At 69.7% G+C, this 23,512-nt stretch carries 23 protein-coding genes and 1 tRNA gene; 12 read left to right on the top strand and 12 right to left on the bottom strand.

Features of this window, described 5'->3' with window-relative positions; translation table 11 throughout:
• Positions 1-116 precede the first annotated feature (116 nt).
• Both HLK59_RS34605 and HLK59_RS34600 read right to left on the bottom strand, forming a co-directional pair.
• The gene (locus HLK59_RS34605; RefSeq protein WP_171145558.1) at positions 117-359 is read right to left on the bottom strand and encodes a hypothetical protein; all 243 of its coding nucleotides are present in this window, start codon (positions 357-359) and stop codon (positions 117-119) included.
• Between the two features lie 7 nt (positions 360-366).
• Complete coding sequence (locus HLK59_RS34600; RefSeq protein WP_171145557.1) at positions 367-831, bottom strand: hypothetical protein; 465 nt, start codon at positions 829-831, stop codon at positions 367-369.
• A gap of 403 nt (positions 832-1,234) precedes the next feature.
• Here HLK59_RS34600 and HLK59_RS34595 point away from each other — a divergent pair, with 403 nt between their 5' ends.
• Together HLK59_RS34595 and HLK59_RS34590 are read left to right on the top strand one after the other, a co-directional pair.
• The gene (locus HLK59_RS34595) at positions 1,235-1,621 is read left to right on the top strand and encodes a hypothetical protein (RefSeq protein WP_346779877.1); all 387 of its coding nucleotides are present in this window, start codon (positions 1,235-1,237) and stop codon (positions 1,619-1,621) included.
• A gap of 79 nt (positions 1,622-1,700) precedes the next feature.
• On the top strand, positions 1,701-2,084 hold the full coding sequence (locus HLK59_RS34590) for a peptidase inhibitor family I36 protein (protein ID WP_171145555.1): 384 nt from the start codon (positions 1,701-1,703) through the stop codon (positions 2,082-2,084).
• An 88-nt stretch (positions 2,085-2,172) separates the two neighbouring features.
• On the opposite strand, the gene HLK59_RS34585 is transcribed toward HLK59_RS34590, so the two are convergent.
• From HLK59_RS34585 to HLK59_RS34570, 4 genes are all read right to left on the bottom strand, one after another.
• Positions 2,173-2,937, bottom strand: coding sequence for a hypothetical protein (locus HLK59_RS34585; RefSeq protein ID WP_171145554.1), 765 nt, complete (start codon positions 2,935-2,937; stop codon positions 2,173-2,175).
• 226 nt (positions 2,938-3,163) lie between these two features.
• Positions 3,164-3,847: a polysaccharide deacetylase family protein gene (locus HLK59_RS34580; protein ID WP_171145553.1), complete on the bottom strand. Its 684-nt coding sequence runs from the start codon at positions 3,845-3,847 to the stop codon at positions 3,164-3,166.
• The gene (locus tag HLK59_RS34575) at positions 3,847-4,527 is read right to left on the bottom strand and encodes a glycoside hydrolase family 11 protein (protein ID WP_171145552.1); all 681 of its coding nucleotides are present in this window, start codon (positions 4,525-4,527) and stop codon (positions 3,847-3,849) included. Before HLK59_RS34575 ends, HLK59_RS34580 begins: the two co-directional genes overlap by 1 nt.
• Positions 4,528-4,983: 456 nt before the next feature.
• The gene (locus HLK59_RS34570) at positions 4,984-5,205 is read right to left on the bottom strand and encodes a hypothetical protein (RefSeq protein WP_171145551.1); all 222 of its coding nucleotides are present in this window, start codon (positions 5,203-5,205) and stop codon (positions 4,984-4,986) included.
• Positions 5,206-5,535: 330 nt separating this feature from the next.
• Here HLK59_RS34570 and HLK59_RS34565 point away from each other — a divergent pair, with 330 nt between their 5' ends.
• From HLK59_RS34565 to HLK59_RS34555, 3 genes are all read left to right on the top strand, one after another.
• Positions 5,536-6,630, top strand: a complete 1,095-nt coding sequence (locus HLK59_RS34565; protein WP_171145550.1) for a sugar-binding protein — start codon at positions 5,536-5,538, stop codon at positions 6,628-6,630.
• 163 nt (positions 6,631-6,793) lie between these two features.
• The gene (locus tag HLK59_RS34560) at positions 6,794-7,555 is read left to right on the top strand and encodes an IclR family transcriptional regulator (RefSeq protein WP_171145549.1); all 762 of its coding nucleotides are present in this window, start codon (positions 6,794-6,796) and stop codon (positions 7,553-7,555) included.
• Between the two features lie 99 nt (positions 7,556-7,654).
• Positions 7,655-8,878, top strand: coding sequence for a PP2C family protein-serine/threonine phosphatase (locus HLK59_RS34555; RefSeq protein WP_171145548.1), 1,224 nt, complete (start codon positions 7,655-7,657; stop codon positions 8,876-8,878).
• A 320-nt stretch (positions 8,879-9,198) separates the two neighbouring features.
• On the opposite strand, the gene HLK59_RS34550 is transcribed toward HLK59_RS34555, so the two are convergent.
• From HLK59_RS34550 to HLK59_RS34540, 3 genes are all read right to left on the bottom strand, one after another.
• Positions 9,199-9,271 (bottom strand) — tRNA-Arg (locus HLK59_RS34550).
• Positions 9,272-9,383: 112 nt separating this feature from the next.
• Positions 9,384-11,057 carry an IclR family transcriptional regulator C-terminal domain-containing protein gene (locus tag HLK59_RS34545; protein ID WP_171145547.1) on the bottom strand — a complete coding sequence of 558 codons (1,674 nt, stop codon included), beginning with the start codon at positions 11,055-11,057 and terminating at the stop codon, positions 9,384-9,386.
• A 55-nt stretch (positions 11,058-11,112) separates the two neighbouring features.
• Positions 11,113-12,393 (bottom strand): M6 family metalloprotease domain-containing protein, encoded by a 1,281-nt coding sequence (locus HLK59_RS34540; RefSeq protein ID WP_171145546.1) that lies wholly within the window; start codon positions 12,391-12,393, stop codon positions 11,113-11,115.
• Between the two features lie 282 nt (positions 12,394-12,675).
• On the opposite strand from HLK59_RS34540, the gene HLK59_RS34535 reads away from it, so the two are divergent.
• The gene (locus HLK59_RS34535) at positions 12,676-13,317 is read left to right on the top strand and encodes a TetR/AcrR family transcriptional regulator (RefSeq protein ID WP_171145545.1); all 642 of its coding nucleotides are present in this window, start codon (positions 12,676-12,678) and stop codon (positions 13,315-13,317) included.
• A gap of 120 nt (positions 13,318-13,437) precedes the next feature.
• Positions 13,438-14,979, top strand: coding sequence for an MFS transporter (locus HLK59_RS34530; protein ID WP_171145544.1), 1,542 nt, complete (start codon positions 13,438-13,440; stop codon positions 14,977-14,979).
• 100 nt (positions 14,980-15,079) lie between these two features.
• Here HLK59_RS34530 and HLK59_RS34525 read toward each other — a convergent pair whose 3' ends face one another.
• Positions 15,080-15,595, bottom strand: coding sequence for a MarR family transcriptional regulator (locus HLK59_RS34525; protein WP_171145543.1), 516 nt, complete (start codon positions 15,593-15,595; stop codon positions 15,080-15,082).
• A 109-nt stretch (positions 15,596-15,704) separates the two neighbouring features.
• Here HLK59_RS34525 and HLK59_RS34520 point away from each other — a divergent pair, with 109 nt between their 5' ends.
• Positions 15,705-16,490, top strand: a complete 786-nt coding sequence (locus tag HLK59_RS34520) for a class III extradiol ring-cleavage dioxygenase (RefSeq protein WP_171145542.1) — start codon at positions 15,705-15,707, stop codon at positions 16,488-16,490.
• A gap of 1 nt (position 16,491) precedes the next feature.
• On the opposite strand, the gene HLK59_RS34515 is transcribed toward HLK59_RS34520, so the two are convergent.
• Positions 16,492-17,013 carry a GNAT family N-acetyltransferase gene (locus HLK59_RS34515; RefSeq protein ID WP_171145541.1) on the bottom strand — a complete coding sequence of 174 codons (522 nt, stop codon included), beginning with the start codon at positions 17,011-17,013 and terminating at the stop codon, positions 16,492-16,494.
• Positions 17,014-17,195: 182 nt separating this feature from the next.
• Between HLK59_RS34515 and HLK59_RS34510 the strand changes: the two genes are divergently transcribed.
• Positions 17,196-18,191: a sigma-70 family RNA polymerase sigma factor gene (locus HLK59_RS34510; RefSeq protein ID WP_171145540.1), complete on the top strand. Its 996-nt coding sequence runs from the start codon at positions 17,196-17,198 to the stop codon at positions 18,189-18,191.
• A 493-nt stretch (positions 18,192-18,684) separates the two neighbouring features.
• On the opposite strand, the gene HLK59_RS34505 is transcribed toward HLK59_RS34510, so the two are convergent.
• The gene (locus HLK59_RS34505; protein WP_171145539.1) at positions 18,685-19,650 is read right to left on the bottom strand and encodes a YafY family protein; all 966 of its coding nucleotides are present in this window, start codon (positions 19,648-19,650) and stop codon (positions 18,685-18,687) included.
• Between the two features lie 62 nt (positions 19,651-19,712).
• On the opposite strand from HLK59_RS34505, the gene HLK59_RS34500 reads away from it, so the two are divergent.
• The 3 genes from HLK59_RS34500 to pfkB all read left to right on the top strand — a co-directional run bounded on the left by HLK59_RS34500 (position 19,713) and on the right by pfkB (position 23,231).
• Complete coding sequence (locus tag HLK59_RS34500; protein ID WP_171145538.1) at positions 19,713-21,233, top strand: MFS transporter; 1,521 nt, start codon at positions 19,713-19,715, stop codon at positions 21,231-21,233.
• 292 nt (positions 21,234-21,525) lie between these two features.
• A complete protein-coding gene (locus HLK59_RS34495) occupies positions 21,526-22,287 on the top strand; it encodes a DeoR/GlpR family DNA-binding transcription regulator (RefSeq protein WP_171145537.1) in 762 nt (253 codons plus the stop codon).
• Complete coding sequence (pfkB, locus tag HLK59_RS34490; protein ID WP_171145536.1) at positions 22,284-23,231, top strand: 1-phosphofructokinase; 948 nt, start codon at positions 22,284-22,286, stop codon at positions 23,229-23,231. The genes HLK59_RS34495 and pfkB overlap by 4 nt, the downstream gene beginning before the upstream one ends.
• Positions 23,232-23,512 lie beyond the last annotated feature (281 nt).

Here is a 23,512-nt window from a genome sequence, read left to right as displayed (position 1 = left end):
CCCCGACACCGGCCCCCTCAAGTCCCATCCCGGACACGACACCCCCGGCCCCACTGGGTCAGTGAGCAGCGGGGGCCCGGGCCGCGATCGGCCTGGGCCCCGAGACCCAGGTCCTCTCAGTCGCCGTCGGCGCGCCCGGCCGCCGCCCTCGCCACCCAGGACTGACAGCCCCATCGTGCAAGGAGCCCCACTGCCAGGGACACGAGAATGGCACCCCAATCGATCACGTGCGGCAGCCCGGGAAAGAACGCGAAGAAGGCCAGCCCGGCCACAAGTCCCACGATGAACCCGACAATCCCGACCCTACGCCGCCGCGTCTCGTCCACGTGTTCCGCCTGCTGCCCCTGCTGTTCGCTCATGACCGGCTCACTTCGTGATGTGGTGGCACTGACTCACTCGCCGCACCCCATTGACGTAAAGGTGCGCACACGCCTTGCCATAACGAGGCAGCCTCTGCGGAGAGTTGTTCCGCATCGGGTCGATCTTGCATTCGCTGTGCGTCCTACCGCGGGACGTGCGGTAAGGCCGATTGTTCGTGTCGGAGTAGGTGAAGTCGATGCGCCAGTTACAGAAGCCGCTGCTGAGCGCCGCGACGAACGCGCAGTCGACGCCTGCGTTCTGATAGGTGATCTTCTTACCGCTTCCGCGGATGACGTGCGTGAACATGCATCCCGTCGGAACCTTCATCGTCACGCCTCCCACGCTGTACTCGAAGGTCCGCACGGGAGTTGAGCCGATTGCCGTGGCATGTGCACTCGTTGAGCCGCTGAAGACGAGTCCCCCCGCAGCGGCGAGGGCGGTGATGAGGCGCGTTAAGTACGGCGTGACCAAGGCGGTCCCCTTCTGGTGTTCCGGCAAGTACCAGAGACAACTGTTGCCCGACTGGGTCAGTTGCCGTATTTGCGGGTGATTCACCTCCATAGGTGATCAAGGGATAGATGAGGTGACCTGCAGAAACGTTCAGTACTGAGGGCCTCCCGAGCGCGCACGACCGCGGCGGCAATACGACTACTCACCGTAACGAGTGGTGCTCGTGTTCACGGTGTGTAGTGCTGGGGGTGGCCGGGAAGGCAGCGCGTGCACCTTTCAACCCCTTTTCCCTGAGGTCCCCTTGAGACGTTCGGCCGCCCTCGCTCTGCCTGCTTCCGTTCCCGCGACGAGGGGGTGGGCGGGCGTCGTGGTGTGCGTGTTGGTCGCGCTCGTGACGGGCTGCGGTGCTCCGCGTGAACCGGCCGTGTCCCTCACTCCGGACGACACCCTCAAGGCGGCCCAACTCCTGCTCACCGACCGCTGTTTGACCGACCGAGGCCTCACTCCACCCCGCCCCGGCGGCCCGCCTCCGAGCAGCCGTGTGGACAGCGCGCTGTTCGGCACGGGCCGGCCCGAGCTCTCGGTGAAGCTGCCCGGCGGACTCGTCGTCGCCCACCACACAGACGGCTGTCTCGCCCAGGCCGAGCGCCGCCTCTACGGCGACCAGCGGCGCTGGTTCCGGGCGGTGACCCTCGTCAACAACCTCAAGTCCCGTGCTCCGGACGGGGATCGCGCCGCCTACCGGGAGATGCGGACGCACGCGCTGACCGAGGCGAGAGGGCTGCTCAGCGCGGCAGCGCACCACCGATGACCACACCAGACACACCAGGCCTACCAAGCACATCAGACCCACCAGGCACACCATGACAACGCAAGGAAAGGCACCTTTCATGAAGCAGTCCGTAGCCCTCGTGGCGGCCACCCTGCTCGCCGCCGCGGCGAGCCTGACCACCGCCACCCCGGCCTCGGCGGCGAGCTGCCCCAGCGGCAACTTCTGCGTCTGGACCGACGCCAACTTCGGCGGCCAGCGCATGAACGCCTCGGGCGACGACGAGTGGTGGGAGAGCTGGATCGCCGACACCGACTCCTCCTGGGCCAACCACGGCATCTCCGGGCCCGGCATCAAGGACCACGTCAAGGTCTACGAGTCCGCCATTCAGTTCCCCTCCAACGGCGGCGCCATGACGATCTGTCTGCGCCCCGGCGACGAGGTGGGCTACAACGCCACGGCCAACGACCGCGGCGACGCGCATGTGTGGTCGATGGGCTGCTAGCCAGGACACGACACCGGACACGGCAAAGGGCCGGCTCGCAGGCCTCCACCTGCGAACCGGCCCTCGGCCGTACGGGACGGGGATACGGTCAGCGCACGTCGACGAAGTCGCCGGTGGCCTTGACCGCCGCGGTCGTCGACGTACCGCCGAAGCTCCAGCGCCAGTAGCCGTCCTGCGCGGCCTTGACGGTCGTCCTCAGCTTGCCGGTGCTGTCGCTCGTCACGGTCTTGACCGTGGTGTACGTGGCACTGTTCTTCGGGCGGAACTGGAGCTTGACCGGCTGCGAGGTGTAGCCGGCGTACACGTACTTGTCCCAGTTGGCGCGGGCCAGCTTGCCCGTGACCGTGATGCTCTTGCCCTTGGTGACGGGCTCGGGCGAGGCGTCGACACCGAGCGTGGAACGCCGCTTCACGGGGTGGGTCTGGTAGACGCCCCCGTAGTAGTCACCGTCCTTGGCCTGGAACTGGACGTACACGTCCCAGGGTCCCGCGAGGGTGTTGCGGGGCAGGTCGATGTCCTTCTCCAGCTCCACCTTGAGCTTGCAGTTCGACGTCGTGGAGCTGGTGGCGGTGCACGTGGGCTCGCCGTGGAACGACCAGTAGTCGTCGCCCTTCTCACGGTCGATCTGCAGGAACGCGAGGTCCTTGCTGATGCCGGAGTCGTCGGAGACGGTCACCGCGATCGTGAACGACTCCGTGCGGGACGTACCGAAGACGATGGACTTGCCACCGTTCACGGACACCTTCTCGATCACCACTCCCGTCTCGGCCGCGTACGCGACCGGCGCGGTGAGAGCGGAGCCGGCAAGGAGGAGGGCGCCGCCGAGAGCGGCGCCCATGACTGCTGCACGCATGGATCCCCATTTGCTTCGAGCCGGCCGCCGACCTTGGAACCCCCCAGGTCACGGGCACGGCGGATGCGGTGAGGATACGACATTCCCGCGTACGGCGATCGGTTGTCGCTGGCCGGTTGTCGCGGGCCGATCGCCGCCGCTCGGCTCTCGCCGCTCGGCCACTGCCCGACAGGCCCTGGCCGCTCGGCCGCCGCCCGACAGGCCTTGGCCCAGCCCTGGCCCAGCCCTAGCCCGGGGCCACCGCGCGGCCGGTCGCGGGGGAGATCATCCCGGCGCACAGCCCCTTGGCGGCCAGGGTCTGCGCGATGCGCGGGATCGCCGCGCGGGTGTTGGCGGGCCAGTCGTGCAGGAGGATGACCTGCCCGTTGGTGAGCCGTCCGGCCGCCGCGACGATCGCGTCGGTACTGGCGTTGTTCCAGTCCTGCGAGTCGACGTTCCAGAGGATCTCGGTCAGCCCGTACCTGGCCTCCACGGCCCTGACCGTCGCGTTGGTCTCGCCGTACGGCGGCCGGAACAGCTTGGGTGTGCCACCGCCCGCGTTCGCGATCGCCTGCTGGGTGCGGGAGATCTCCGAGTCGATCGTGGCCTGGCTCTGCTGGGTCAGATGCGGGTGCGTGTAGCTGTGGTTGCCGACCCACATCCCGCTGCCGACCTGTGCCCTGACCAGGGCCGGGTAGGCGGCGGCGTACTGGCCCTGGTTGAACATGGTGGCCCTGAGGCCGTTCCGCGTCAGGGAGTCGAGCAGGGCGGTGGTGCCGCTGCCCGGGCCGTCGTCGAAGGTGAGTCCGACGTATCCGGTGCAGGCGGCGGCCTGAGCGGAGGCAGCGGATGCGGCGGTGGGGGCGGTGAGCGTGCCGGCGGCGGCCAGCGCGGCGGCGGCCAGTAACGGGAGGTGTGCCCGGGTCCTCATCAGGCCACCGTGATGCTGGAGTTGCCGCTGCTCCGGTAGCCCTCGGTCGCCATGATCATGTAGTAGCGGAAGCTGCCGAGGGTCATGCCGGCGCGGGCCCACGCGTCGAAGTGGTTCCCGGTGGTGATGGCGCCGCCCGTCCGCTTGGACTGCCGGACGCTCCAGTACTGGTTGAAGGTGCGGGTGCCCTCGACGGACGGGGCGTTGTAGCGGGTGGTCTGGTAGATGTCGTACGTCCCGCCGTCGCTGGTGACACCGCCCTTGTACGTTCCCGTCGGCCGGTAGGTTCCCCAGCTGTCGACGATGTAGTACTCGACGAGCGGGTTCGACGTCCAGCCGTAGAGGCACAGGTAGGCGTTGCCGGACGGGTTGAAGGACCCCGAGTAGCTCACGGTCCGGCGACTGCCGTTGCTCCACCCCTTTCCCGCGACGAAGTTGCCGGTGTTGCTCCATGAGGTGCGGTAGTTTCCGCCGGAGCTCAGGGTCATGGAGACGGTCCCCGGCGCGTCGGTCCAGAACGAGTAGTAGTACCCGTTGTCCGTCCCGGTCTGGTTCGTGGTGATCACCGTGTCCGCGTGAGCGGTCCCGGGCAGGGCCGCGCCGGCCGCGACGGCCAGCGCGGTGGTACCGACACCGCTGACGAATGTCCTGCGGCTCATGGGTGCGGGTGCGTCGGTCATGTGCCTGCTTCCTCCTCGTCGAGTAGCTCGGTCATCGACAGCTTTGGAGTGCCCCTGACAACTGTCAATGGTTTCGGTAATTGTTTCGAAACGTTCGAGCGAGGAGGTGCGTGCTGGTACAGCCGTCTTGCCTGCTCAGTACCCCTGTTGGAGGGGTCGCGCCGAGGTTGATCGACAATGCCTGCCTGGGCAAGATCAAGGCAGGGCTTCGACTTTACGAATGTTTCGAAGACTTTCCGATCAAGAGGAGGTCTGTGCGTCCTCGATCGGGAAGATCTCGTCCTCCCCGAAGTCCGGGGCTTGGAAGGGGTTCGTCGCCGGGGGCGGCGATGCCGCGGCGGCAGAGCTGGGCGTCCCTTCCGGGGCGGAGAACAGCGAGTTCACGTCGATGGGAGATGTTCCGTTCGGTGCAGAGCCGTGAAGAGAGCCGCTGTGCCCTGACTGGGCACCGCGGTCCTACAGCTTGCTCATCTTGGTGTAGGGGCTCAGGATCCGCTGCTGCACCGAGCCGAAATCGACGAACGCCGCGATTCCGTCCTCGATGCCGATCACACGGCCGAGACCGTACATGTCGTGGGTGACCTGGTCGCCGACCGCGAACACCTTGAGCGGTGGCGCGACCGGAGCCTTGAAGGGGCTGGTGGGCAAGTGACGCTTCGGTGCAGATGGCTTTGTCATTGTGCCTAGTATGCGCCCGCGCGCCGCCTCGCGGGGCGGTCGTCCATATCGGAGTGACGACGCTTTGATGACTCCTGTGAACGGCCCGGCCGCCACCAGGGCCCATGTTTCCCTCACAAGCCCCTCTGGTCGCACCTTTCTGTAACCGTTCCTGTTCACACCGTTGACACCATCTGCACCTCCCCTTACTGTCCTCGCCAATATTCCGATCATGCGACGACATTTCGAACGGCTTGAGTGAGGTCTGCCGGTTGATCACTCGCCTTTGACCGTCCAGGACGCGATGTGCCCGCATCTCCTCAACGACGAGAAGAACAAGGAACGATCACCATGCTCAATCGAAGAGCCGTGCTCGCCGGAGCTTTACTCGCCCTCCCCTTGTCCGCGTGCGGCAAGGAGAGCGAGGGCAGCTCAGCGGGCACTTCCGGGGGCGGTTCCGAGGGTGGAACCGTCGGCATCGCGATGCCGACCCGTGCCTCCGAGCGCTGGCTCACCGATGGCAAGACCCTCGTCGAGTACCTGAAGACCATGGAGTACAAGTCCAAGCTGGTCTACGGCGACGACGACCCCAAGGCCCAGGTCGCACAGATCGAGAAACTGATCCAGCAGGGCGTCGGCGCGCTGGTCATCGCGGCGATCGACAACAAGTCGCTGAACGGCGTGCTGGCGAAGGCCGCCGCCGCGAAGATCCCCGTGATCGCCTACGACCGGCTCATCCTCGGCACGAAGGACGTCGACTACTACGTCTCCTTCGACAACGAGATGGTCGGCCGGATGCAGGCCCATTTCATCATCGAGGAGCTCGGCCTGGAGGACGGCAAGGGCCCGTTCAACATCGAGCTGTTCGCCGGTTCCCCCGACGACAACAACACCAAGTACTTCTTCGACGGCTCGATGGCGCTCCTCCAGCCGTTCCTGGACAACAAGCAGTTGATCGTCCAGTCCGGCCAGACCGCGCTCGACAAGATCACCACCCTGCGCTGGGACGGGCCCACCGCGCAGAAGCGCATGACCGAGATCCTCGCCGAGTCCTACGGCGGCAAGAAGGTCGACGCGGTCCTCTCGCCGTACGACGGCATCTCCAGGGGGGTCCTGGCCGCGCTGAACCTGGACAGCTACGGCAACAGCGTCAAGCCCCTCCCCGTGGTCACCGGCCAGGACGCCGAACTGGCCTCGGTGAAGTCGATCATCGCGGGCGGCCAGGCGCAGACCGTCTACAAGGACGTCCGCCGGCTCGCCGAGGCCGCCGCGAACATGGTCGACGAGATACTCAACGACCGGGTGGTCTCGATCGACAACTCGGTGACCTACAAGAACGGCGTCAAGCCCGTGCCCGCCGTCCTGCTCCAGCCGACGAGCGTCGACAAGTCCAACTACGACGTGCTGATCTCGGACGAGTACTTCACCGCCGACGAGCTCAAGTAGCGGCGCGACCCCGATGCGAAAGGCCCCGGACCGTGATCGGTCCGGGGCCTCGGCAGTGGTGCTCGTTCATGCCGGCTGCTATCCGTGCAGGTCAGAAGTGCCCCCCGAGTCGCGAAGGCGTGCGCGCCTTGCCCGCGTCGTGTGCTCGGCGCACGCTGGTCGTATGGGTGCTCACGACGGTGGCCCTACGCTCATCACTTCCGTGCGGCGGGCCCTCCGACTGCTGGAGGCCGTGAGCGCGCACGACAACGGCGCGCCGGCGAAGCAACTGGCACGTGAGACGGGGCTGCCTCTGGCCACCGCCTATCACCTGCTGCGGACGCTGGTCCACGACGGATACGTACGGAAGCTGGACGACGGCGGGTTCGTCCTGGGAGACAAGCTGCAAGCGCTGCACACCACGGGCCGCGGGCAGGCGCTGCTCAGCCGTGTCCGTCCCACGCTCGCCGCTCTGCGGGACGAGCTCGCGACCGCCGCCTACCTCACCTTCTACGAGGAGGGCGAGATCCGGGTCGCCGAGATCGTCGACGGTCCTCAGGCGCCCCGTGTCGACCTCTGGGTGGGATTCGAGGACGCGGGGCACGCCACCGCGCTGGGCAAGTCCGTGCTGCGAGAACTGGACGACGAGGCCCGCAAGGACTACCTCTCCCGCCACCACCTCGCCGACCTCACACCACGGACCATCACCAGCCGTCCGGAGCTGCTCCGGCGACTCGACTCCTCACCCGTGGCCCCGGCCGTCACGGACCTGGAGGAGTACGCCCTCGGTACGGTCTGTGTCGCCGTGCCCGTCTACAGCGGGGACACACTCGGCTCGCTCGGCGTCTCACTGCGGGCGGACCGGCTCTCCCGACTCGAGGAGATTCTGGAGCGGCTGATCCCGACCGCGAGTCGCGTGACCAGGGGCCTCTCGCTCACTATCTGAAAATCCTCTCCTTGTGGCGCCAGGGCCGAACCTCTTTCCTGAATGAAAGGGACATTTCGGTAGTGCGCCCCGTGCGCAGGTGAGGACTACGGACGAAGCATGAGTCACGCCCGAGACCGTGGTGACGACCACTGGCCGATACGCCCGTTCAGGAACCGAGAGGCCGGTGCCGGGTCGGCGGCCCGGAAGCGTGCCGCCGTACAGTTGGCCGCCGGTACCCCCGTACTGCCCGTGCTGATCGTCTCCGCCGTCGTGCTCATCGATGTCGCGTGCGGAGCAGGGACGATCTGGCTGCCCCTGCTCGCGGCCGGGCCCGCCCTGGCCGCCACCACCAGCGGGCCGCGCGAAGTCCTCTGTGTCGGCCTTCTCGCCGCGGTGCTGGGCGCGACGCTCGGCACCCGGGACGGTGTTCCGGGACAAGAGCTGACGGCTGTACTGTCCGCCCTGGCTGCCGTCACGCTGGCAAGCGGCCTCGCCAGCGCGCTGCGCGGGCGTCGTGAACGGGTGCTCGCGGCCGTCCGCTCGGTCGCGGAGGCCGCCCAGCATGTGCTCCTCAAGCCCGTACCGGCGACTGTCGGCCCGTTCCAGGTGGCCGTCCGCTACAGCGCCGCGGCGGCGGAGGCCCGTATCGGCGGGGATCTCTACGCGCTGGTGCCCACCCCGTACGGGGTCAGGCTGATCGTCGGCGATGTGCGCGGCAAGGGGCTGCCGGCCGTGGGGACCGCCGCACTCGTCCTCGGTGTCTTCCGTGAGGCCGCCTATGACGAGCCCGATCTCCTCGCCGTCGTCGACAGGATCGAGCGGAGCCTGGCACGCAACCTCGGTTGCGACGACTTCGTCACCGCCGTGGTCGCCGGGTACCCGCAGACAGGCCACTTGGAGGTGGTCAACTGCGGACACGCGCCTCCGCTGATGGTGGGTCGATCCGGCGCCGTCGTGGCGGTGGAGCCCGCCCATCCGGCCCCGCCCCTCGGGCTGCGCGCCCTCACGGACGAGACCCCCAGCCTCCAGGTGCTGCCCTTCGCCGACGGGGATCAACTGTTGCTCTACACCGACGGGGTCACCGAGGCCCGCAACCACGGCCGCGAGTTCTACCCGCTCGCCGAAGGGCTGGCCCGCCACTTGTCCGACGAGCCGGCCGACACCCTCACCGCGCTCCATGACGAACTGCTGGCGCATGTGGGCGGTCGACTTCACGACGACGCGGCGCTGCTCCTGCTCCGCAAACCGGCCGCATCCCCGAACGAAACCACCGTCCCCGAACCGGCGCCCCCTTGGGATACGAACCCCAGCTCGGGTTCGGCCCTGCGCGGTGCCCGCTGAGCAGCGCGTGGATCAGATCCGGCCGAGATCGATCTCCACCGGGAAGGGGGCCGCGGCCATCGGAGAGCGCTGAACCACCCGGCGACGTGACCGTCGCGAGACCCTCGGTGATCTCGACGGTCATCTCGTCCTCCGGGCCGCGCCCGCGCCAGCGCAGGGGTTTCTTCACTCGCTGGAGAGCGCGGCGACCGCCGACCGCACGTGCAGAAAGCACGAGGCGGTGCGGCATGCTCTCAAGGCCGCCCTGCTCTGGGAGGACAGAAGACCCAGAAGCCTTCCCTGGGGAGAGGGAAACCCCAGTTCAGCGACTTAACGCATTGTGCCCTCGGCAGGATTCGAACCTGCGACACCGGCTTTAGGAGAGCCGTGCTCTATCCCCTGAGCTACGAAGGCATGGCGCGGGCCGGTAGGCCGGTGGCGCCGCGGCCAGTGTAGCGGGTGGCGGGCCGGCGATCAGCGGGTCCGGGGCGGGCCGGACCGCTCGACGCCTCGCCCGTACCGGACTTCACACCGTCCGCACCCGCGTGAACCGCCCCGCCGTGTGGAAGTCCCGCTCGATGGCCGCCGCCGTCGCCCGCAGCTCGGGCAGCAGGTCGCTCACGCACTCCGCGGGTGTGCGCCGGGTCGTGTGCATCGCCGTGTTCAGGGCCGCCACCACCCTCCCCGTACGGTCCCGCACGGGGACCGCGATCGAGCGCAGGCCCTCCTCCAGTTCCTCGTCGACGAGGGCGTAGCCCTGGGCCCGTACCTCGGTGAGGACGTCCGCGAGCGCCTCGGGGTCCGTCAGGGTGTGGGACGTCAGGGGGCGCAGCTCGCCGAGCACGCGTTCCGCGGCGGGGAGGCCGGCCAGGAGCACACGGCCCATGGAGGTCGCGTACGCCGGGAGGCGCGTGCCCACCGTCAGGTTCACGCTCATCACGCGGTTGGTCGCCACCCTGGCCGTGTACTGGATCTCCGCGCCGGGCGGGGTCAGCGCCGCGAGCGACGCCGACTCGTGGATCCGGGCCGCCAGCCCCACCAGGTGCGGTGTCGCGATCTCCGGCAGGGAGGTGCGGGACAGCGGCGGGAAGCCCAGCGACAGCACCCGCGGCGTCAGCGTGAACGTGCGGTGCGGGGTCGCCGTCACCAGGCCCAGGTGCTCGTACGTGATCAGCGCCCTGCGGGCCGTCGCCCGCGCCAGGCCCGTCGCCTTCGCCACCTCCGTGAGGGTCAGGGAGGCCCGGCCCTCGCCGAAGGCGGTCAGGACCGTCAGACCCCGGGCCAGGGACTCGATGAACTCCCTGCCGAGTTCCTGCTTGGAGGCGCCGGTCCAGGTCGCCAGCCCCGACGGGGTCCCGGCCGCGGACGGCTCCGTCTCCCGCAGCTCCCGCTCCATGTCCGCCACGGCCGCCCGCAGCCGCGGCAGCAGGGTGTCGCGCAGGTCCGCCGCGCTGTGCCGGCTGGTGTGGCTCACGACGCTCGCCGCGCACGCGATCCGTCCGGTGCGGGGATCCCGTACCGGAACCGAGACCGCCACCAGACCCGGTTCGATCAACTGGTCGTCCAGCGCCCAGCCCGTGGACTCCGTGTCGAGCGCCCGTCGCTCGAACTCCCCCTCGGGGCCGCTGTGTTCCTGCGGGGGTACGGCCGGGAAGCCCAGGTCCCGCGGGTCCGCCGCCCGGCGGGCGTGCCAGGTCCGCCACTCCGGCTCGCCCCACTCCGCCGCGAACAGCGCGCCGGGCGCGGTGCGTTCGGCCGGGAGCAGGTCGCCGATGCGGAAGCTCAGGGACATCGCGCGGCGGCGGGTGGCCTGGTGGATGAAGCGGATGCCGTCGCGGTCCGCGACCGCCAGCGACACGGACTCGTCCAGCTCGTCGGCGAGCGTGTCCGCCCGCGAGGACAGCGCCGCCGGCAGCCGCAGGGCGGCCAGATAGGCGTTGCCGAGTTCCATGAGCCGGGGGGCCAGGAGCACGTCACGGCCGTCCAGGCGGACGTATCCCATGCGTGCCAGCGTCGAGGTGATGCGGTCGACCGTGGAGCGGGCGAGGCCGGTGGCGCGTTCCAGCGCGCTGGGGCTCAGCGTGCCGCCCGCCTCGGTGAGCTCCCGCAGCACGGCGACACCGCGGATCAGCGGGGTGACCGCCTCCGTGGGTACGGCGGCGGAGCCGGTCACGGCGTGCATGGTCGTCTTCGCGGGCATCGGCTCTCCGTACGGCGGTCGCAGGAGGCCTACCGTAGTCCCGACCTGCCCGTTCCTACCTCCGGGTCACCCGCACCCGGTAGTCCCCGGCCAGATCCGCGCCCGCCACCGTGATCCGGATGCTCTTCCTGCGGTCCTGGAAGTCCTCGCCGGGCGCGAAGGGGGCGTCGGAGAGCTCCGCGTGGACGTTGGGGCTGCGGGTGCAGCCGCCGCTGTCGCGCTCGGAGTCGTGGACCGTGACGGGTCCCATGCCGGTGTCCACGTCCGCGTCGACCTTGTAGATCAGCAGGCCGGGCCGGCACACCGCCTCGTCGTTGCCCTCGCGGGTGCGCAGTTCGACGGCGTAGCCGCTGCGGCCGCTGACGGGGACGAAGAGCAGTTTGGCGCCGCCTCTGCGGGCCAGCGGGGTCAGTGTGTACTCGGTCGTGCCCGGCGTCGTCACACAGCTGACCTGGGACGCGTCCAGCCAGCCCAGCTTCCACTTGTGCCAGCCGAGGAGGTCGTTGTTGGCGCCCCAGTCCTCGCTCATGATGTCCCAGTGGCCGACCGAGCCGCCGCCCTGTGCCGTGTAGAGGTCGGGCAGGCCGAAGACATGGCCGTTCTCGTGGGGCAGGACCCGGTAGCCGGTCTGTGCGTAGGAGCCGGAGCCGTCGTCCTGGCGGGAGTAGACGAAGGACGCGTTGGCGACCGGGACACCGTCGGCGACCGGGGCGTCCGGATTGCCGGCGAAGGTCACCGACAGGACCGTGTCCAGCGCGGAGGGGCCGGCGTTCGGGGTGACCAGCACGTTCAGGAAGTCGTACGACCGGAAGTCCACCTTCGGGTCGGCGGCGGCCACGATGTCCTGGACCAGGTCCCGGTAGCCGGGGTCGAAGGGGGCGCCACGCTCTATGCCGTACGACTCGAAGGACCGCGGCATCCGCAGCCACCCGGGGATCGGGGTCTCGGCGCGGTAGTCGAGGCGGCCGTAGGAACTGGTGCGGAACCAGTCCTGGGTCTGCGGGAAGAACTCGTCGAAGCGGCTCAGGGCCCTGCCCCGGCCCGGCGCGTCCGAGAAGTCGATCATCAGGGTGAGGGCGCGGACGGTGCCGGTGGAGCGGGAGTAGCCGCCGGGGGTGGGGACGCCCTCCGACATCTGGACCGCGGTGCCGCCGCGGATCATGCAGGGGCCGTGGGCGGAGCTGCGGGCCAGCGCGATCGGTCCGGCTCCCGCGGGCGTCGGCAGCGTCGTGAGGTGCCCGGTGCCGGCCGAGGTGCACACCCCGAGCGTCAGCGCGGTCACGGACGCGAGGGCGGCCACGCGGCGCGGACGTATCCGACGGCTGGTCTGCTGCATGCACGGCCCTCTCCGTCCACGGCAGCCGCAGGTCCACGGGCTCCGTGGTCCTACGGGCTGCACCCTTTCGATCACCCTGTGTCGAGGGGTGCGCGGGCGCGCGCTGGAGGAGACCGAACGTGGGTTTCTTGGATCGGGGCTTGTGACTCAGGTCACATGAAAACTCTCCCTCAACCTGAAATAACCGGGGAGCGTCTCCCCGTTTAGACCTGTGTCCGAGCGAAACGGGGAGAGCTTCCCCGGATCGCGAACCAGCGGAACCAGCCAGCCGAGGAGTACACCGTGACCGCGACCACTGTGCAGAAGAAGGTGACCCGGCCCCGCGCCGACGCCCTGCGCAACCGGGAGCGCATCGTCACCGCCGCCCGGGAGATGTTCACCGAGTACGGCCCCGATGTGCCGCTCGACGAGATCGCCCGCCGCGCAGGCGTCGGCAACGCCACGGTGTACCGCAACTTCCCCGACCGCGACGCCCTCGTCCGCGAGGTCGTCTGCTCCGTCATGGACCGGACGTCCGAGGCGGCCGAACTCGCCCTCGCGGAGAGCGGGGACGCCTTCGGGGCCCTGGAGCGCTTCGTGCACACCTCCGCCGACGAGCGGATCAGCGCGCTGTGCCCCATGGTCCAGAGCACCTTCGACCAGCACCACCCCGATCTGGAGGCCTCGCGCGAACGCATCGAGGAGCTCATCGGACGGCTGATGGACCGCGCCAAGGCGGCCGGTCAGCTCCGCGACGACGTGGACGTCGGCGATCTGATGATCGTCGTGGCCCAGCTGAGCCGGCCCCCGGCCGGTACGGGATGCGTCAGCGCCGACCGCTTCGTCCACCGCCATCTCCAGCTGTTCCTCGACGGGCTGCGGGCCCCGGCCCGCTCGGTCCTGCCGGGCACCGCCATGACCATGGAGGACCTCCGCCAGGCCTGACCGATGAGTCCACAGCTCCACAGCAGTCCATGACGTAACGACGTTCACCGGCCGTCACCGACGACGGACCGTCCCCTGACACTGCCTTTTCCGTCCCGAAGTCCCGAAGTGGGTACCCCCATGTCTGAAACAGCCTCCAAGGCTCCCGGCGCACCGGCCACGTCCGGTGACGCCAACCGCTGGAAAGCGCTGATCTTCATCGCGCTCGCCCAGCTGATGGTCGTCCTCGACGCGACCATCGTGAACATCGCCCTGCCCTCCGCCCAGACCGACCTGGGCATCTCCGACGGCAACCGGCAGTGGGTCGTCACGGCCTACGCCCTCGCCTTCGGCGGTCTGCTGCTGTTCGGTGGCCGGATCGCCGACCTGTGGGGCCGCAAGAACGCCTTCGTCGTCGGTCTGATCGGTTTCGCCGCGGCCTCCGCGCTCGGCGGCGCCGCCACCAACGAGGCGATGATGTTCGGCGCCCGCGCCCTCCAGGGTGTCTTCGGCGCCCTGCTCGCGCCCGCCGCGCTCTCCCTGCTCGCCGTGATGTTCACGGACGCCAAGGAGCGTGCCAAGGCGTTCGGCATCTACGGTGCGATCGCCGGTGGCGGTGGCGCCGTGGGCTTCATCCTCGGCGGTGTGCTGACCGAGTACATGGACTGGCGCTGGACGTTCTTCGTGAACATCCCGTTCGCGATCGTCGCCGCGCTCGGCGCGTACTTCGTCATCCGTGAGCCCGAGGGCGGCCGCAACCGCAACCCGCTCGACATCCCCGGCGTCCTGCTCTCCACCCTGGGCCTGGTCGCGCTGGTCTACGGCTTCACCCGCGCCGAGTCCGAGGGCTGGGGCGACTCCGTGACCGTGGGCATGTTCGTCGCCTCCGCGGTGCTGCTGATCGCCTTCGTCATCACCGAGGCCAAGGTCAAGGCCCCGCTGCTGCCCCTGCGCGTCGTCACCGACCGCAACCGCGGCGGTGTCTACCTCTCGCTCGGTATCGCGATCATCGCGATGTTCGGCACCTTCCTGTTCCTGACCTACTACCTCCAGATCGTGAAGGGCTACACGCCGATCAAGACCGGCTTCGCCTTCATGCCGATGATCGTCGGCATGATGGTCGGCTCGACCCAGATCGGCACCCGCCTGATGACCCGGCTGCCGGCCCGCGCGCTGATGGGCCCCGGCTTCCTGGTCGCCGCGGTCGGCATGCTCTTCATGACGCAGCTGGAGATCGGCTCGTCGTACGCCTCGATCATCCTGCCCGCGATGCTGCTGCTCGGTCTCGGCATGGGCACGGCGTTCATGCCCGCCATGTCGCTGGCCACCCTGGGCGTCGAGCCCCGGGACGCCGGTGTCGCCTCCGCGATGGTCAACACCTCGCAGCAGGTGGGCGGCGCGATCGGTACGGCCCTGCTGAACACGATCGCCGCGTCGGCCACGACCTCCTACATCTCGGACCACATCGGCTCGGCGAGCTCCCGCTCGCAGCAGCAGCTGGTCCAGCTGGAGGGCATGGTCCACGGCTACACCAACGCGATCTGGTTCGCCGTCGGCATGCTGGCCCTCGCCGCGGTCATCGTGGTGGTCCTCGTCAACTCCGGTAAGCCCGACACCTCGGTGGTCACCGGCTCCGGCGAAGGCGCGGAGGAGGAGCTGCCGGTGCCGGTCGTGGCTCACTGAGTCACCGGCCACCCCCTTCGGGCCGTTCGTACGTACGGGGATGGGGACGCTCCGCACGTACGAACCCCAGGATCTGCCCTGGTTCTGCTGAGTGAGCGGCTCAGCGGAGCCAGGGCAGGTCCGCACCCGCTTCGTTGGGCTGGAGTCCCTCGGCGACGATCTGCATGATCTCGCCGAGGGACTTCTGCTGTTCCGGGGTGAGCCGGTCGAACACGGCGTTGCGGACGACGGCCACATGGCCCGGCGCGGCCTGCGCGAGCATCTGCCGGCCCTGCTCCGTCAGCACCGCGAACTGGCCGCGCTTGTCGGAGGGGCAGTCCTCGCGCCGCGCCCAGCCGTTCTTCTCCAGGCGGGCGATGGCGTGCGAGAGCCGGGAGCGGGTGATCTTCGCGTGCATGGCCAGCTCGGTCATGCGCAGCCGCTGCTGCGGGGAGTCGGCGAGCTTGACGAGAAGGCCGTAGTAGATGTGCGGCATGCCCGCGTCACGCTGGAGCTGGCGGTCCATGTGGTCTTCGAGAAGGGTGGTCGCGTGCACGTAGGAGCGCCAGACGAGCTGCTCCTCGGCGGTCAGCCAGCGTGGCTCTTCAGCGGTCGGGGATGGGGATGCCGTGTTCATGTGTCCCATCGTACGAGAGCTCTCCTTGAATGTTAAACAAGTTCGACGTACACTTTTTCCGTAAGACGTTTTAGACTTCAAGCAACACCGTCCGGAGGGAGCCGCCGTCATGTCCGCCGCCACCCAGGAACGCATGCCCGCGCTCTACCTCAGCCATGGCGCCCCACCTCTCGCCGACGACCCGATCTGGCCCGGTGAACTCGCCGCCTGGTCCGCGGACCTCCCGCGCCCCAAGGCGATCCTCATGGTCTCCGCCCACTGGGAGGAGGCCCCCCTCGCGCTGGGCGCGGTCGAGACCGTCCCGCTCGTCTACGACTTCTGGGGCTTCCCCGAGCACTACTACAAGGTGACCTACGAGGCTCCCGGCGCCCCGCGGCTCGCCGAGTCGGTACGCAAGCTGCTGCGCGCCCCGGGCGCCCCGGTCCAGGACATCCCGGACCGCGGCCTCGACCACGGCGCCTACGTCCCGCTCGTCGAGATGTTCCCCGAGGCCGACATCCCGGTCCTGCAGATCTCCATGCCCACGCTCGACCCCGTCAAGCTCATGGAGATCGGCCGCAAGCTCGCGCCGCTGCGCGACGAGGGCGTGCTGATCGTGGGCTCCGGCTTCTTCACCCACAACCTGGCCGCGCTGCGGCAGGGGGGCATCCCCGCGTGGTCGGCGGAGTTCGACGACTGGGGGCACCACGCGCTGGACAAGGGTGACGTGGACTCCCTGCTCGACTTCCTCCACAAGTCCCCGGCCGGCCGTCTCGCCCACCCGCGCACCGAGCACTTCGCACCCTTGTTCGTGACGATGGGGGCCGCGGACGCGGCCGGTGAGCTGGGGGACCAGAAGTCGGTGATCGACGGGTTCTGGCTGGGGTTGGCGAAGCGGTCGGTGCAGTTCGGCTGACCTACAGGTCCTTTTCGTACCAGGCCACGTCCCAGTAGCGGCCGAACTTCCTGCCGACTTCCCGATAGGTGCCGACGTGCCGGAAGCCGAAGCGCTCGTGCAGCCGCCGCGAGGCCTCGTTGGGCTGGGCGATACCGGCGTAGGCGCGATGGACGTCCTCGGCGGCCAGCGACTCGAACAGGGCCTCGTAGAGAAGCGTGCCGAGGCCGCGGCCGCCGGGGGAGTGCGGGGCGAGGTAGACCGTCACCTCGACCGAGGTCGCGTAGGCGGGCTTCGCCCGGAACGGGCTGGATGTGGCGTAGCCCAGAATTTCCTGTGAGTCCGCGTCCGCGGCAACTTTTAGGAGATACGGACCGTCTTCAGGGTGGGAGAGCAGCCAAGGACGGCGCTCCTCCGGGGTGAAGACGGACGTGTCGAAGGTGATCGGCGTCTCACGTACGTAGTGGTTGTAGATATCGGTGAGGGCCTTGAGGTCCCCCTCGACTCCTGGCCTGACCTGCACCTCTGTACGCTCCGTCATCATCCGACCTCCCCGTGTGGCCGCACAGGGTACTGCATGATCAGAAAAATAGGGGAGCGGGTTGGGAATTCTGTCCTGATTCCAGTCGTTGTTTCCATCGGAAGCAGGGCATACGAGGACAGTGCCAAGACGGTGCCAGGCTCCGACAGGACCACCCGCCAGCCCACCATCGCAAGGGAGCACGCATGGCAACCCGTGCCGTCGCCCGTCGTAAGTCCGCCACTGGCGGGACTGACGCGGCAGGCAGTGTTCGCGCCCGTGGCGGCGAGATCGCCGATCGCGACCTGGTCGGCATGTACCTCGACGAGATCGCGCGTACACCGCTGCTCGACGCCGCCAAGGAGGTCGAGCTGTCACAGATCATCGAGGCGGGTGTGTTCGCCCGGCAGGTCCTCGACGGACAGGAGGAGTCCAAGGCGGACGCCACCCGCGAGGAGCTGGAGGCGTTGGTCGAGGAGAGCGAGCGGGCCAAGGATGTCTTCATCCGCTCGAACCTCCGCCTGGTCGTCGCTGTCGCGCGCCGCTACCCCCGTGCCGGTCTGCCCCTGCTCGACCTGATCCAGGAGGGCAATGCCGGTCTGGTGCGCGCGGTCGAGAAGTTCGACTACGCCAAGGGCTTCAAGTTCTCGACGTACGCGACCTGGTGGATCCGTCAGGCCATCACCCGTTCCATAGCGGACCAGTCCCGCACCATCCGTCTCCCCGTCCACCTCGTCGAGGAGCTGGGCCGGATCCGCCGTGTGCAGCGCGAGTTCAACCGTGAGCACGGCCGTGACCCGGAGCCCGCGGAGATCGCCGCCGAACTCGGCTCCAACGCCGACCGGGTGATCGACGTCCTGGACTGGGCCCGCGACCCGGTCTCGCTGAACATGGCGGTGGACGACGACGGCGACACCCAGTTCGGCGACCTGCTCGAGGACACCTCCGCGGTCTCCCCGGAGCAGTCGGTGCTGACGCTGCTGCGCAGCGAGGAGCTGGACGACCTGATCGGCCGCCTCGACCAGCGCACGGCCTCCATCATCAAGATGCGGTACGGCATCGAGGACGGCCGGGAGCGCACGCTGACCGAGGTTGGCAAGGAGCACGGCCTCACCCGCGAGCGCATCCGGCAGATAGAGAAGCACGCGCTGCTGGAGCTGAAGAAGCTCGCCCGGGACACCGGGTTCGACGCGGCGGCCTAAGGGCTCGGACACGGCCGCGTGAGGGCTGGGACACGGCTCGCCTCATGGGCTGTGGACCGTGTGCCCGCGTGCGCCGGGTCGCGAAAGCGGCGCAAACACGGCGGTGTCAGGCCGCTTCAACAGGCAGGGCCCTGGGAAAAAGACTTCAGGGTCCATGAGTTCGGGTCCCGGGCGACAGTCCGGGACCCCCGGACCAAGTCCCGACGCACTCCCCCCCGGCGCCGGGACTCTCCGCGAGCCGGACTTCGGCGCTCTCCCCCCGGGTGCCGGGGTCCGGCTCTGCCCTTTTCCGGACCGGCTGGAACCTGCTTCCGCGTGGGCCCACTCACATCGGCAAGCTTTGCCCATGTGACACAATCTGCCATCCGGCGGGCATCCCCGGAGTTCAGGTACGGGGAAGCCCGCCGTCCAGTGTGCCCGGAGCGGGTCCGGCTGGGGCGCGCCGGCGCCGCGCGGTGCCGTGCGGTGCGGGTCCGGCTCTGGTGCGGCCGGTTCAGCCGCCCGCCGCCCTGCTCAGGCGCCCACCCAACTCCCGTACACAGCGCACGAGTTCCTCGGGCTCCCGGACCGTGAACTCGCATTCCACCATCGCCAGCCGTACCGCCATCCACTCCACGGCATCCCCCACGGTCGCCCGCAGCCGGCACCGTCCTTCCCCCAACTCCTCCGGCTCCCCGAGCCACTTGGGCAGCCGCGCCGCGATGAAGGCGGCCGGTGCCTCGAAGGTCACGTCGATCCCGTACGTCTCCTGGCGCCGGTACATCGACTGCCGCAGATACTCCGCCGCGCTTCCCGTCGGCAACTCCCGCGCGGCGAACCGCGCCCCGGTCGCGAACGGCTCGCTCACCCGGTCGACCCGGAAGGTCCGCCAGTCGGCGCGATCGAGGTCGTACGCGACGAGGTACCACCGCCGCCCCGTCGACACCAGCCGGTACGGCTCGACCACGCGCCGCGAGTCGACGCCGTCCTTCGCCCGATAGGCGAACCGCAACCGCTCCTGACCCGCCACGGTGGACGCCATCACGGTCAGCGTCTCCGGCGCGATGCTCGCCCCGTCCCCGCTGGTCAGCGGCGTGGTCGCGGCCTGGAGGGTCGACACCCGGTGGCGCAGCCGGGACGGCAGCACCTGCTCCAGCTTCGCCAGGGCCCGCACCGACGCCTCGTCGACGCCCTCCAGCGCGTGCCCGGCCCCGGCCCGCAGCCCCACCGCGATCGCCACCGCCTCCTCGTCGTCGAGGACGAGCGGCGGCATCGCCTTCCCCGCGACCAGCCGATAGCCGCCGTCGGCCCCCTTCGTCGCCTGCACGGGATAGCCCAGCTCGCGCAGCCGGTCGATGTCCCGCCGCACGGTCCGGCGCGAGACGCCGAGCCGATCGGAGAGCTCGCCGCCCGGCCATTCCCGCGGCGTCTGGAGGAGGGAGAGGAGCTGGAGGAGCCGTGCCGGAGTGTCCGTCGTCATGAGTTCGAGGATGCCGCAGAACTAGGACACGATCTGACCTAATGGGGTCGTAACTTCAAGACATGACCTCCACCGAAACCTCGGGAGCCATGGCTTCCGCGCCCGACCGGCGTCGCTGGTTCGCCCTCGCGATCGTGATGACCGCGGCCTTCATGGACCTCGTCGACGTCACGATCGTCAACATCGCCATTCCGTCCATCCAGGCCGAGGCGGGCGCGTCCGTCAGCCAGATCCAGTGGATCACCGCCGGCTACGCGCTCGCCTTCGCCGCCGGTCTGATCACCGGCGGACGCCTCGGCGACATCCACGGCCGCAAGCGGATCTTCCTCATCGGCATCGGCGGCTTCACCGTCGCCTCCGCGCTGTGCGGCTTCGCCGCGAACCCGGAGATGCTGGTCGCCGCGCGGATCCTCCAGGGCGGCATGGCGGCGCTGATGGTGCCTCAGGTGCTGTCGATCGTGCACGCGACGTTCCCGGCGCACGAGCGCGGCAAGGTGTTCGGGCTCTTCGGCGCGATCGTGGGCCTGGGCGCCGTGTCCGGGCCGCTGCTCGGCGCGCTGCTGACGGAGTGGAACCTGTTCGGCCTGGAGTGGCGCCCGATCTTCCTGATCAACCTGCCGGTCGGCATCGCGGGCCTGATCCTCGGCAGCCGCTACATCACCGAGTCCAGGGCGCCGCGCGCGCTGAAGCTGGACCTGGTGGGCGTCGCCATGGTCACGCTGGGTCTGCTCATGCTGCTCTACCCGCTGACCCGCGGCCGTGAGCTGGGCTGGCCGCTGTGGGGGTATCTGTCGATGGGCGGCGCGTTCGTCGTCTTCGGGGCGCTGGTGGCGTACGAGCGGCGCAAGAGCGCGCGGGACGGCTCCCCGCTGGTCGAGCTGTCGCTGTTCAAGGTGAAGAGCTTCGCGGCGGGCATCGCGGTGCAGACCGTGTTCGGGATCGGGCTCGGCATCTTCTTCCTGGTGTGGACGCTCTACATGCAGACCGGTCTGGGCTGGCGTCCGCTGAAGGCGGGGCTGACCGGCGTCCCGTTCTCGATCGCGGTCTCCGTGGCGGCCGGGCTGTCCGTGCAGAAGCTGGTTCCGCGCTTCGGCCGCAAGGTGCTCCAGGCGGGCGCGCTCACCATGGCGGCGGGCGTCCTGCTCTACCTCTGGGAGGCCGACCGCTACGGCATGTCCATCGCGCCCTGGCAGATGGCCCTGCCCCTGGTCGTGATGGGCGCCGGCATGGGCCTGATCTTCGCCCCGCTGACCGACATGGTGCTGTCGGGGGTGCCTCGGGAGCACGCGGGATCGGCGTCGGGGCTCATCAACACCGTGCAGCAGATGGGCAACGCGCTGGGGCTGGGCCTGGTGTCGGTGGTGTTCTTCGGCTCGATCGCCGACGACCTGCGGCCCGCCGAGGTGAGGCCGGCGTTCGTGGACGCGTTCCAGGGGGCGCTGTGGTGGGTGGCCGCGGTGATGGGCGTGATCTTCCTGCTGATGTTCGCGCTGCCGAAGCGGGCGGTGCAGCACGTGGAGGGGGCTGAGGTGGCGGAGGTGCCGGCGGGTCCTGTGGGGGAGAAGGCGCCGGAGCTCGTCTGAACGCGGTCGTCTGAACGTAGGGAAAGGCCCGGCACCTGGGTTCCACCCGGGGAGTCGGGCCTTCCGTATGCCGTGAGCTGGTCCGATGGGGCGTTCTTGGGCGTTCTGGGGCGTTCTAGGGCGTCCTGGGGCGGGTCGGAAGTCCGTTTACATCCGCCCTTCAGGCCCGTTTATGTCCGACCTGTGCCCGAACCTGTTTACTTTCCGGAAATCCGGGCGTAGCCTCCGAGCGAAACCACAAGTTCGGGCATCGGTCGGAAACGGCCGGACGTTGAGTCGGAGGCGAACGGACATGTACGCACCGGAGCGGCAGCAGGAGATCCTCCGGCTCGCGCGTGACGGCGGGCGGGTGGACGTGGTGTCGCTGGCCGAGGAGTTCCAGGTCACCGCGGAGACGATCCGCAGGGACCTCAAGGCACTCGACCGCGCGGGCCTTCTCCGCCGGGTGCACGGCGGTGCCATCCCCGCCGGGCGCCTCGACTTCGAGCCGGACCTCGCCGAGCGCGAGACGACGGCGGCCGACGAGAAGGACCACATCGCCAAGGCCGCCCTCGCGGAACTGCCGACCGAGGGCACCCTGATCCTCGACGCCGGCACCACGGTGGCGCGCCTCGCCGCCGCCATCCCGCTGGACGCCTCCCTCACCGTCGTCACCCACAGCCTGCCGATCGCGGCCCGCCTCGCGGACCACCCCGGCATCCAGCTCCACCTCGTCGGGGGGCGCGTACGGCACCGTACGCGCGCCGCCGTCGACGCCTGGGCGCTCCGCGCGTACGGCGAGATCCGGGCCGATGTTCTCTTCGTGGCGGCCAACGGCTTCTCCGCCGACCACGGCCTGACCACCCCCGACCTCGCCGAGGCCGCGGTGAAGCGGGCGGCCGTGGCCGCCGCCCGCCGGGTGGTGCTGCTCGCCGACTCCGCCAAGCACGGCCAGGAGCACTTCGCCCGCTTCGGCGACCTGAGCGATGTGGACCTGCTGATCACCGACAGCGGGCTGAGCCCCGAAGACGCCACCGCGATCGAGCGCGGCGGCACGGAAGTAGTGCGCGCATGATCCTCACCGTCACCCCGAACCCGTCCCTGGACCGCACCTACGAGGTTCCGTCCCTGGAGCGCGGCGAGGTCATCCGCGCGACCGGGGAGCGCATGGACCCCGGCGGCAAGGGCGTCAACGTCTCGCGCGCCGTGGCGGCCGCCGGGCAGCGCACGGTCGCGGTCCTGCCCCTGGGCGGTGCGCCGGGAGCCCTCGTGGCGGATCTGCTCGACGCGCAGGGCATCGAGGTCGCGCCGGTCCCGGTCGCGGGCGCCACCCGCTCGAACATCGCGCTCGCGGAGGCGGACGGGGTGCTCACGAAGATCAACGCGCCGGGGCCCGAACTGTCGGCGGAGGAGCAGGAGCTGCTCCTGGAGACGGTGCGCGCGCAGTCGCGCGACGCGGACTGGATCGCGTGCTGCGGGAGTCTGCCGCGGGGGCTCGCGCCGTCGTGGTACGCCGATGTGGTCGCGCGGGCGCATGCCGGGGGCGCGCGGATCGCGCTGGACACCTCGGGGCGTGCGCTGCTGGAGGCGCTGCGCGAGCGGCCCGACGTGGTGAAGCCGAACGCGGAGGAGCTCGCGCAAGCCGTCGGGCGCCCCCTGGCGACCGTGGGTGACGCGGTGAAGGCGGCCGAGGAGCTGCGCGAGATGGGCGCACGCGCCGTGCTCGCGAGCCTGGGCGCGGACGGACAGCTGCTCGTGGACGACGCGGGCGCCTGGTTCGCGAGCGCGCGGGTGGACGTCGTCCGCAGCAATGTGGGCGCCGGCGACTCCTCGCTGGCCGGCTTCCTGATCGCCGGCGGCAGCGGCCCGCGGGCGCTGGCCTCGGCGGTCGCGCACGGCGCGGCGGCGGTACAGCTGCCGGGCAGCGTGATGCCGACGCCGGGCGACCTGGATCCGGCGGCGGTCTCGGTGACGGCCGAGGTGCCGGTGGACCGCGTCCTGAAGGAGCCGGTGTCATGAGGTACCCGACGGCTGCTACGACGATGTCGGCGCCCGTGAGACGGGACGCGGGCACGAGGGTGTCCACGCCGGTGGCGTGCGGCGCGTCCCCCGATGAACCGGCCATGAAGCGGCGAGGCTCCCCGTTACTCGTCGCGGCCCGCGGGCGGCAGGGCCACCTGAGCCGCTCTGCCGCCCGCGGGCCCCGCCGTGTCGCCTACCCCCACGCGCACCGCCCGAGCAGAGGGACATTGTGACTCCGCGGGGCTCCCGTCCCGTAACCACACTCCCCAGCAACACAC

Origin of the sequence: Streptomyces sp. S3(2020) (assembly GCF_013044505.1) — a bacterium.
Taxonomy (GTDB): Bacteria; Actinomycetota; Actinomycetes; order Streptomycetales; family Streptomycetaceae; genus Streptomyces.
Note: the sequence above shows the minus strand (reverse complement) of the source record. Positions and strands in the feature narration are given on the sequence as shown.

Excerpts from the sequence above, each read along its gene's own strand:
- HLK59_RS34605 (WP_171145558.1), bottom strand. The coding sequence starts at position 359 with ATGAGCGAACAGCAGGGGCAGCAGGCGGAACACGTGGACGAGACGCGG.
- HLK59_RS34590 (WP_171145555.1), top strand. The coding sequence starts at position 1,701 with ATGAAGCAGTCCGTAGCCCTCGTGGCGGCCACCCTGCTCGCCGCCGCG.
- HLK59_RS34585 (WP_171145554.1), bottom strand. The coding sequence starts at position 2,937 with ATGCGTGCAGCAGTCATGGGCGCCGCTCTCGGCGGCGCCCTCCTCCTT.
- HLK59_RS34580 (WP_171145553.1), bottom strand. The coding sequence starts at position 3,847 with ATGAGGACCCGGGCACACCTCCCGTTACTGGCCGCCGCCGCGCTGGCC.
- HLK59_RS34575 (WP_171145552.1), bottom strand. The coding sequence starts at position 4,527 with ATGACCGACGCACCCGCACCCATGAGCCGCAGGACATTCGTCAGCGGT.
- HLK59_RS34570 (WP_171145551.1), bottom strand. The coding sequence starts at position 5,205 with ATGACAAAGCCATCTGCACCGAAGCGTCACTTGCCCACCAGCCCCTTC.
- HLK59_RS34565 (WP_171145550.1), top strand. The coding sequence starts at position 5,536 with ATGCTCAATCGAAGAGCCGTGCTCGCCGGAGCTTTACTCGCCCTCCCC.
- HLK59_RS34560 (WP_171145549.1), top strand. The coding sequence starts at position 6,794 with ATGGGTGCTCACGACGGTGGCCCTACGCTCATCACTTCCGTGCGGCGG.
- HLK59_RS34555 (WP_171145548.1), top strand. The coding sequence starts at position 7,655 with ATGAGTCACGCCCGAGACCGTGGTGACGACCACTGGCCGATACGCCCG.
- HLK59_RS34545 (WP_171145547.1), bottom strand. The coding sequence starts at position 11,057 with ATGCCCGCGAAGACGACCATGCACGCCGTGACCGGCTCCGCCGCCGTA.
- HLK59_RS34540 (WP_171145546.1), bottom strand. The coding sequence starts at position 12,393 with ATGCAGCAGACCAGCCGTCGGATACGTCCGCGCCGCGTGGCCGCCCTC.
- HLK59_RS34530 (WP_171145544.1), top strand. The coding sequence starts at position 13,438 with ATGTCTGAAACAGCCTCCAAGGCTCCCGGCGCACCGGCCACGTCCGGT.
- HLK59_RS34525 (WP_171145543.1), bottom strand. The coding sequence starts at position 15,595 with ATGAACACGGCATCCCCATCCCCGACCGCTGAAGAGCCACGCTGGCTG.
- HLK59_RS34520 (WP_171145542.1), top strand. The coding sequence starts at position 15,705 with ATGTCCGCCGCCACCCAGGAACGCATGCCCGCGCTCTACCTCAGCCAT.
- HLK59_RS34515 (WP_171145541.1), bottom strand. The coding sequence starts at position 17,013 with ATGATGACGGAGCGTACAGAGGTGCAGGTCAGGCCAGGAGTCGAGGGG.
- HLK59_RS34510 (WP_171145540.1), top strand. The coding sequence starts at position 17,196 with ATGGCAACCCGTGCCGTCGCCCGTCGTAAGTCCGCCACTGGCGGGACT.
- HLK59_RS34505 (WP_171145539.1), bottom strand. The coding sequence starts at position 19,650 with ATGACGACGGACACTCCGGCACGGCTCCTCCAGCTCCTCTCCCTCCTC.
- HLK59_RS34500 (WP_171145538.1), top strand. The coding sequence starts at position 19,713 with ATGACCTCCACCGAAACCTCGGGAGCCATGGCTTCCGCGCCCGACCGG.
- HLK59_RS34495 (WP_171145537.1), top strand. The coding sequence starts at position 21,526 with ATGTACGCACCGGAGCGGCAGCAGGAGATCCTCCGGCTCGCGCGTGAC.
- pfkB (WP_171145536.1), top strand. The coding sequence starts at position 22,284 with ATGATCCTCACCGTCACCCCGAACCCGTCCCTGGACCGCACCTACGAG.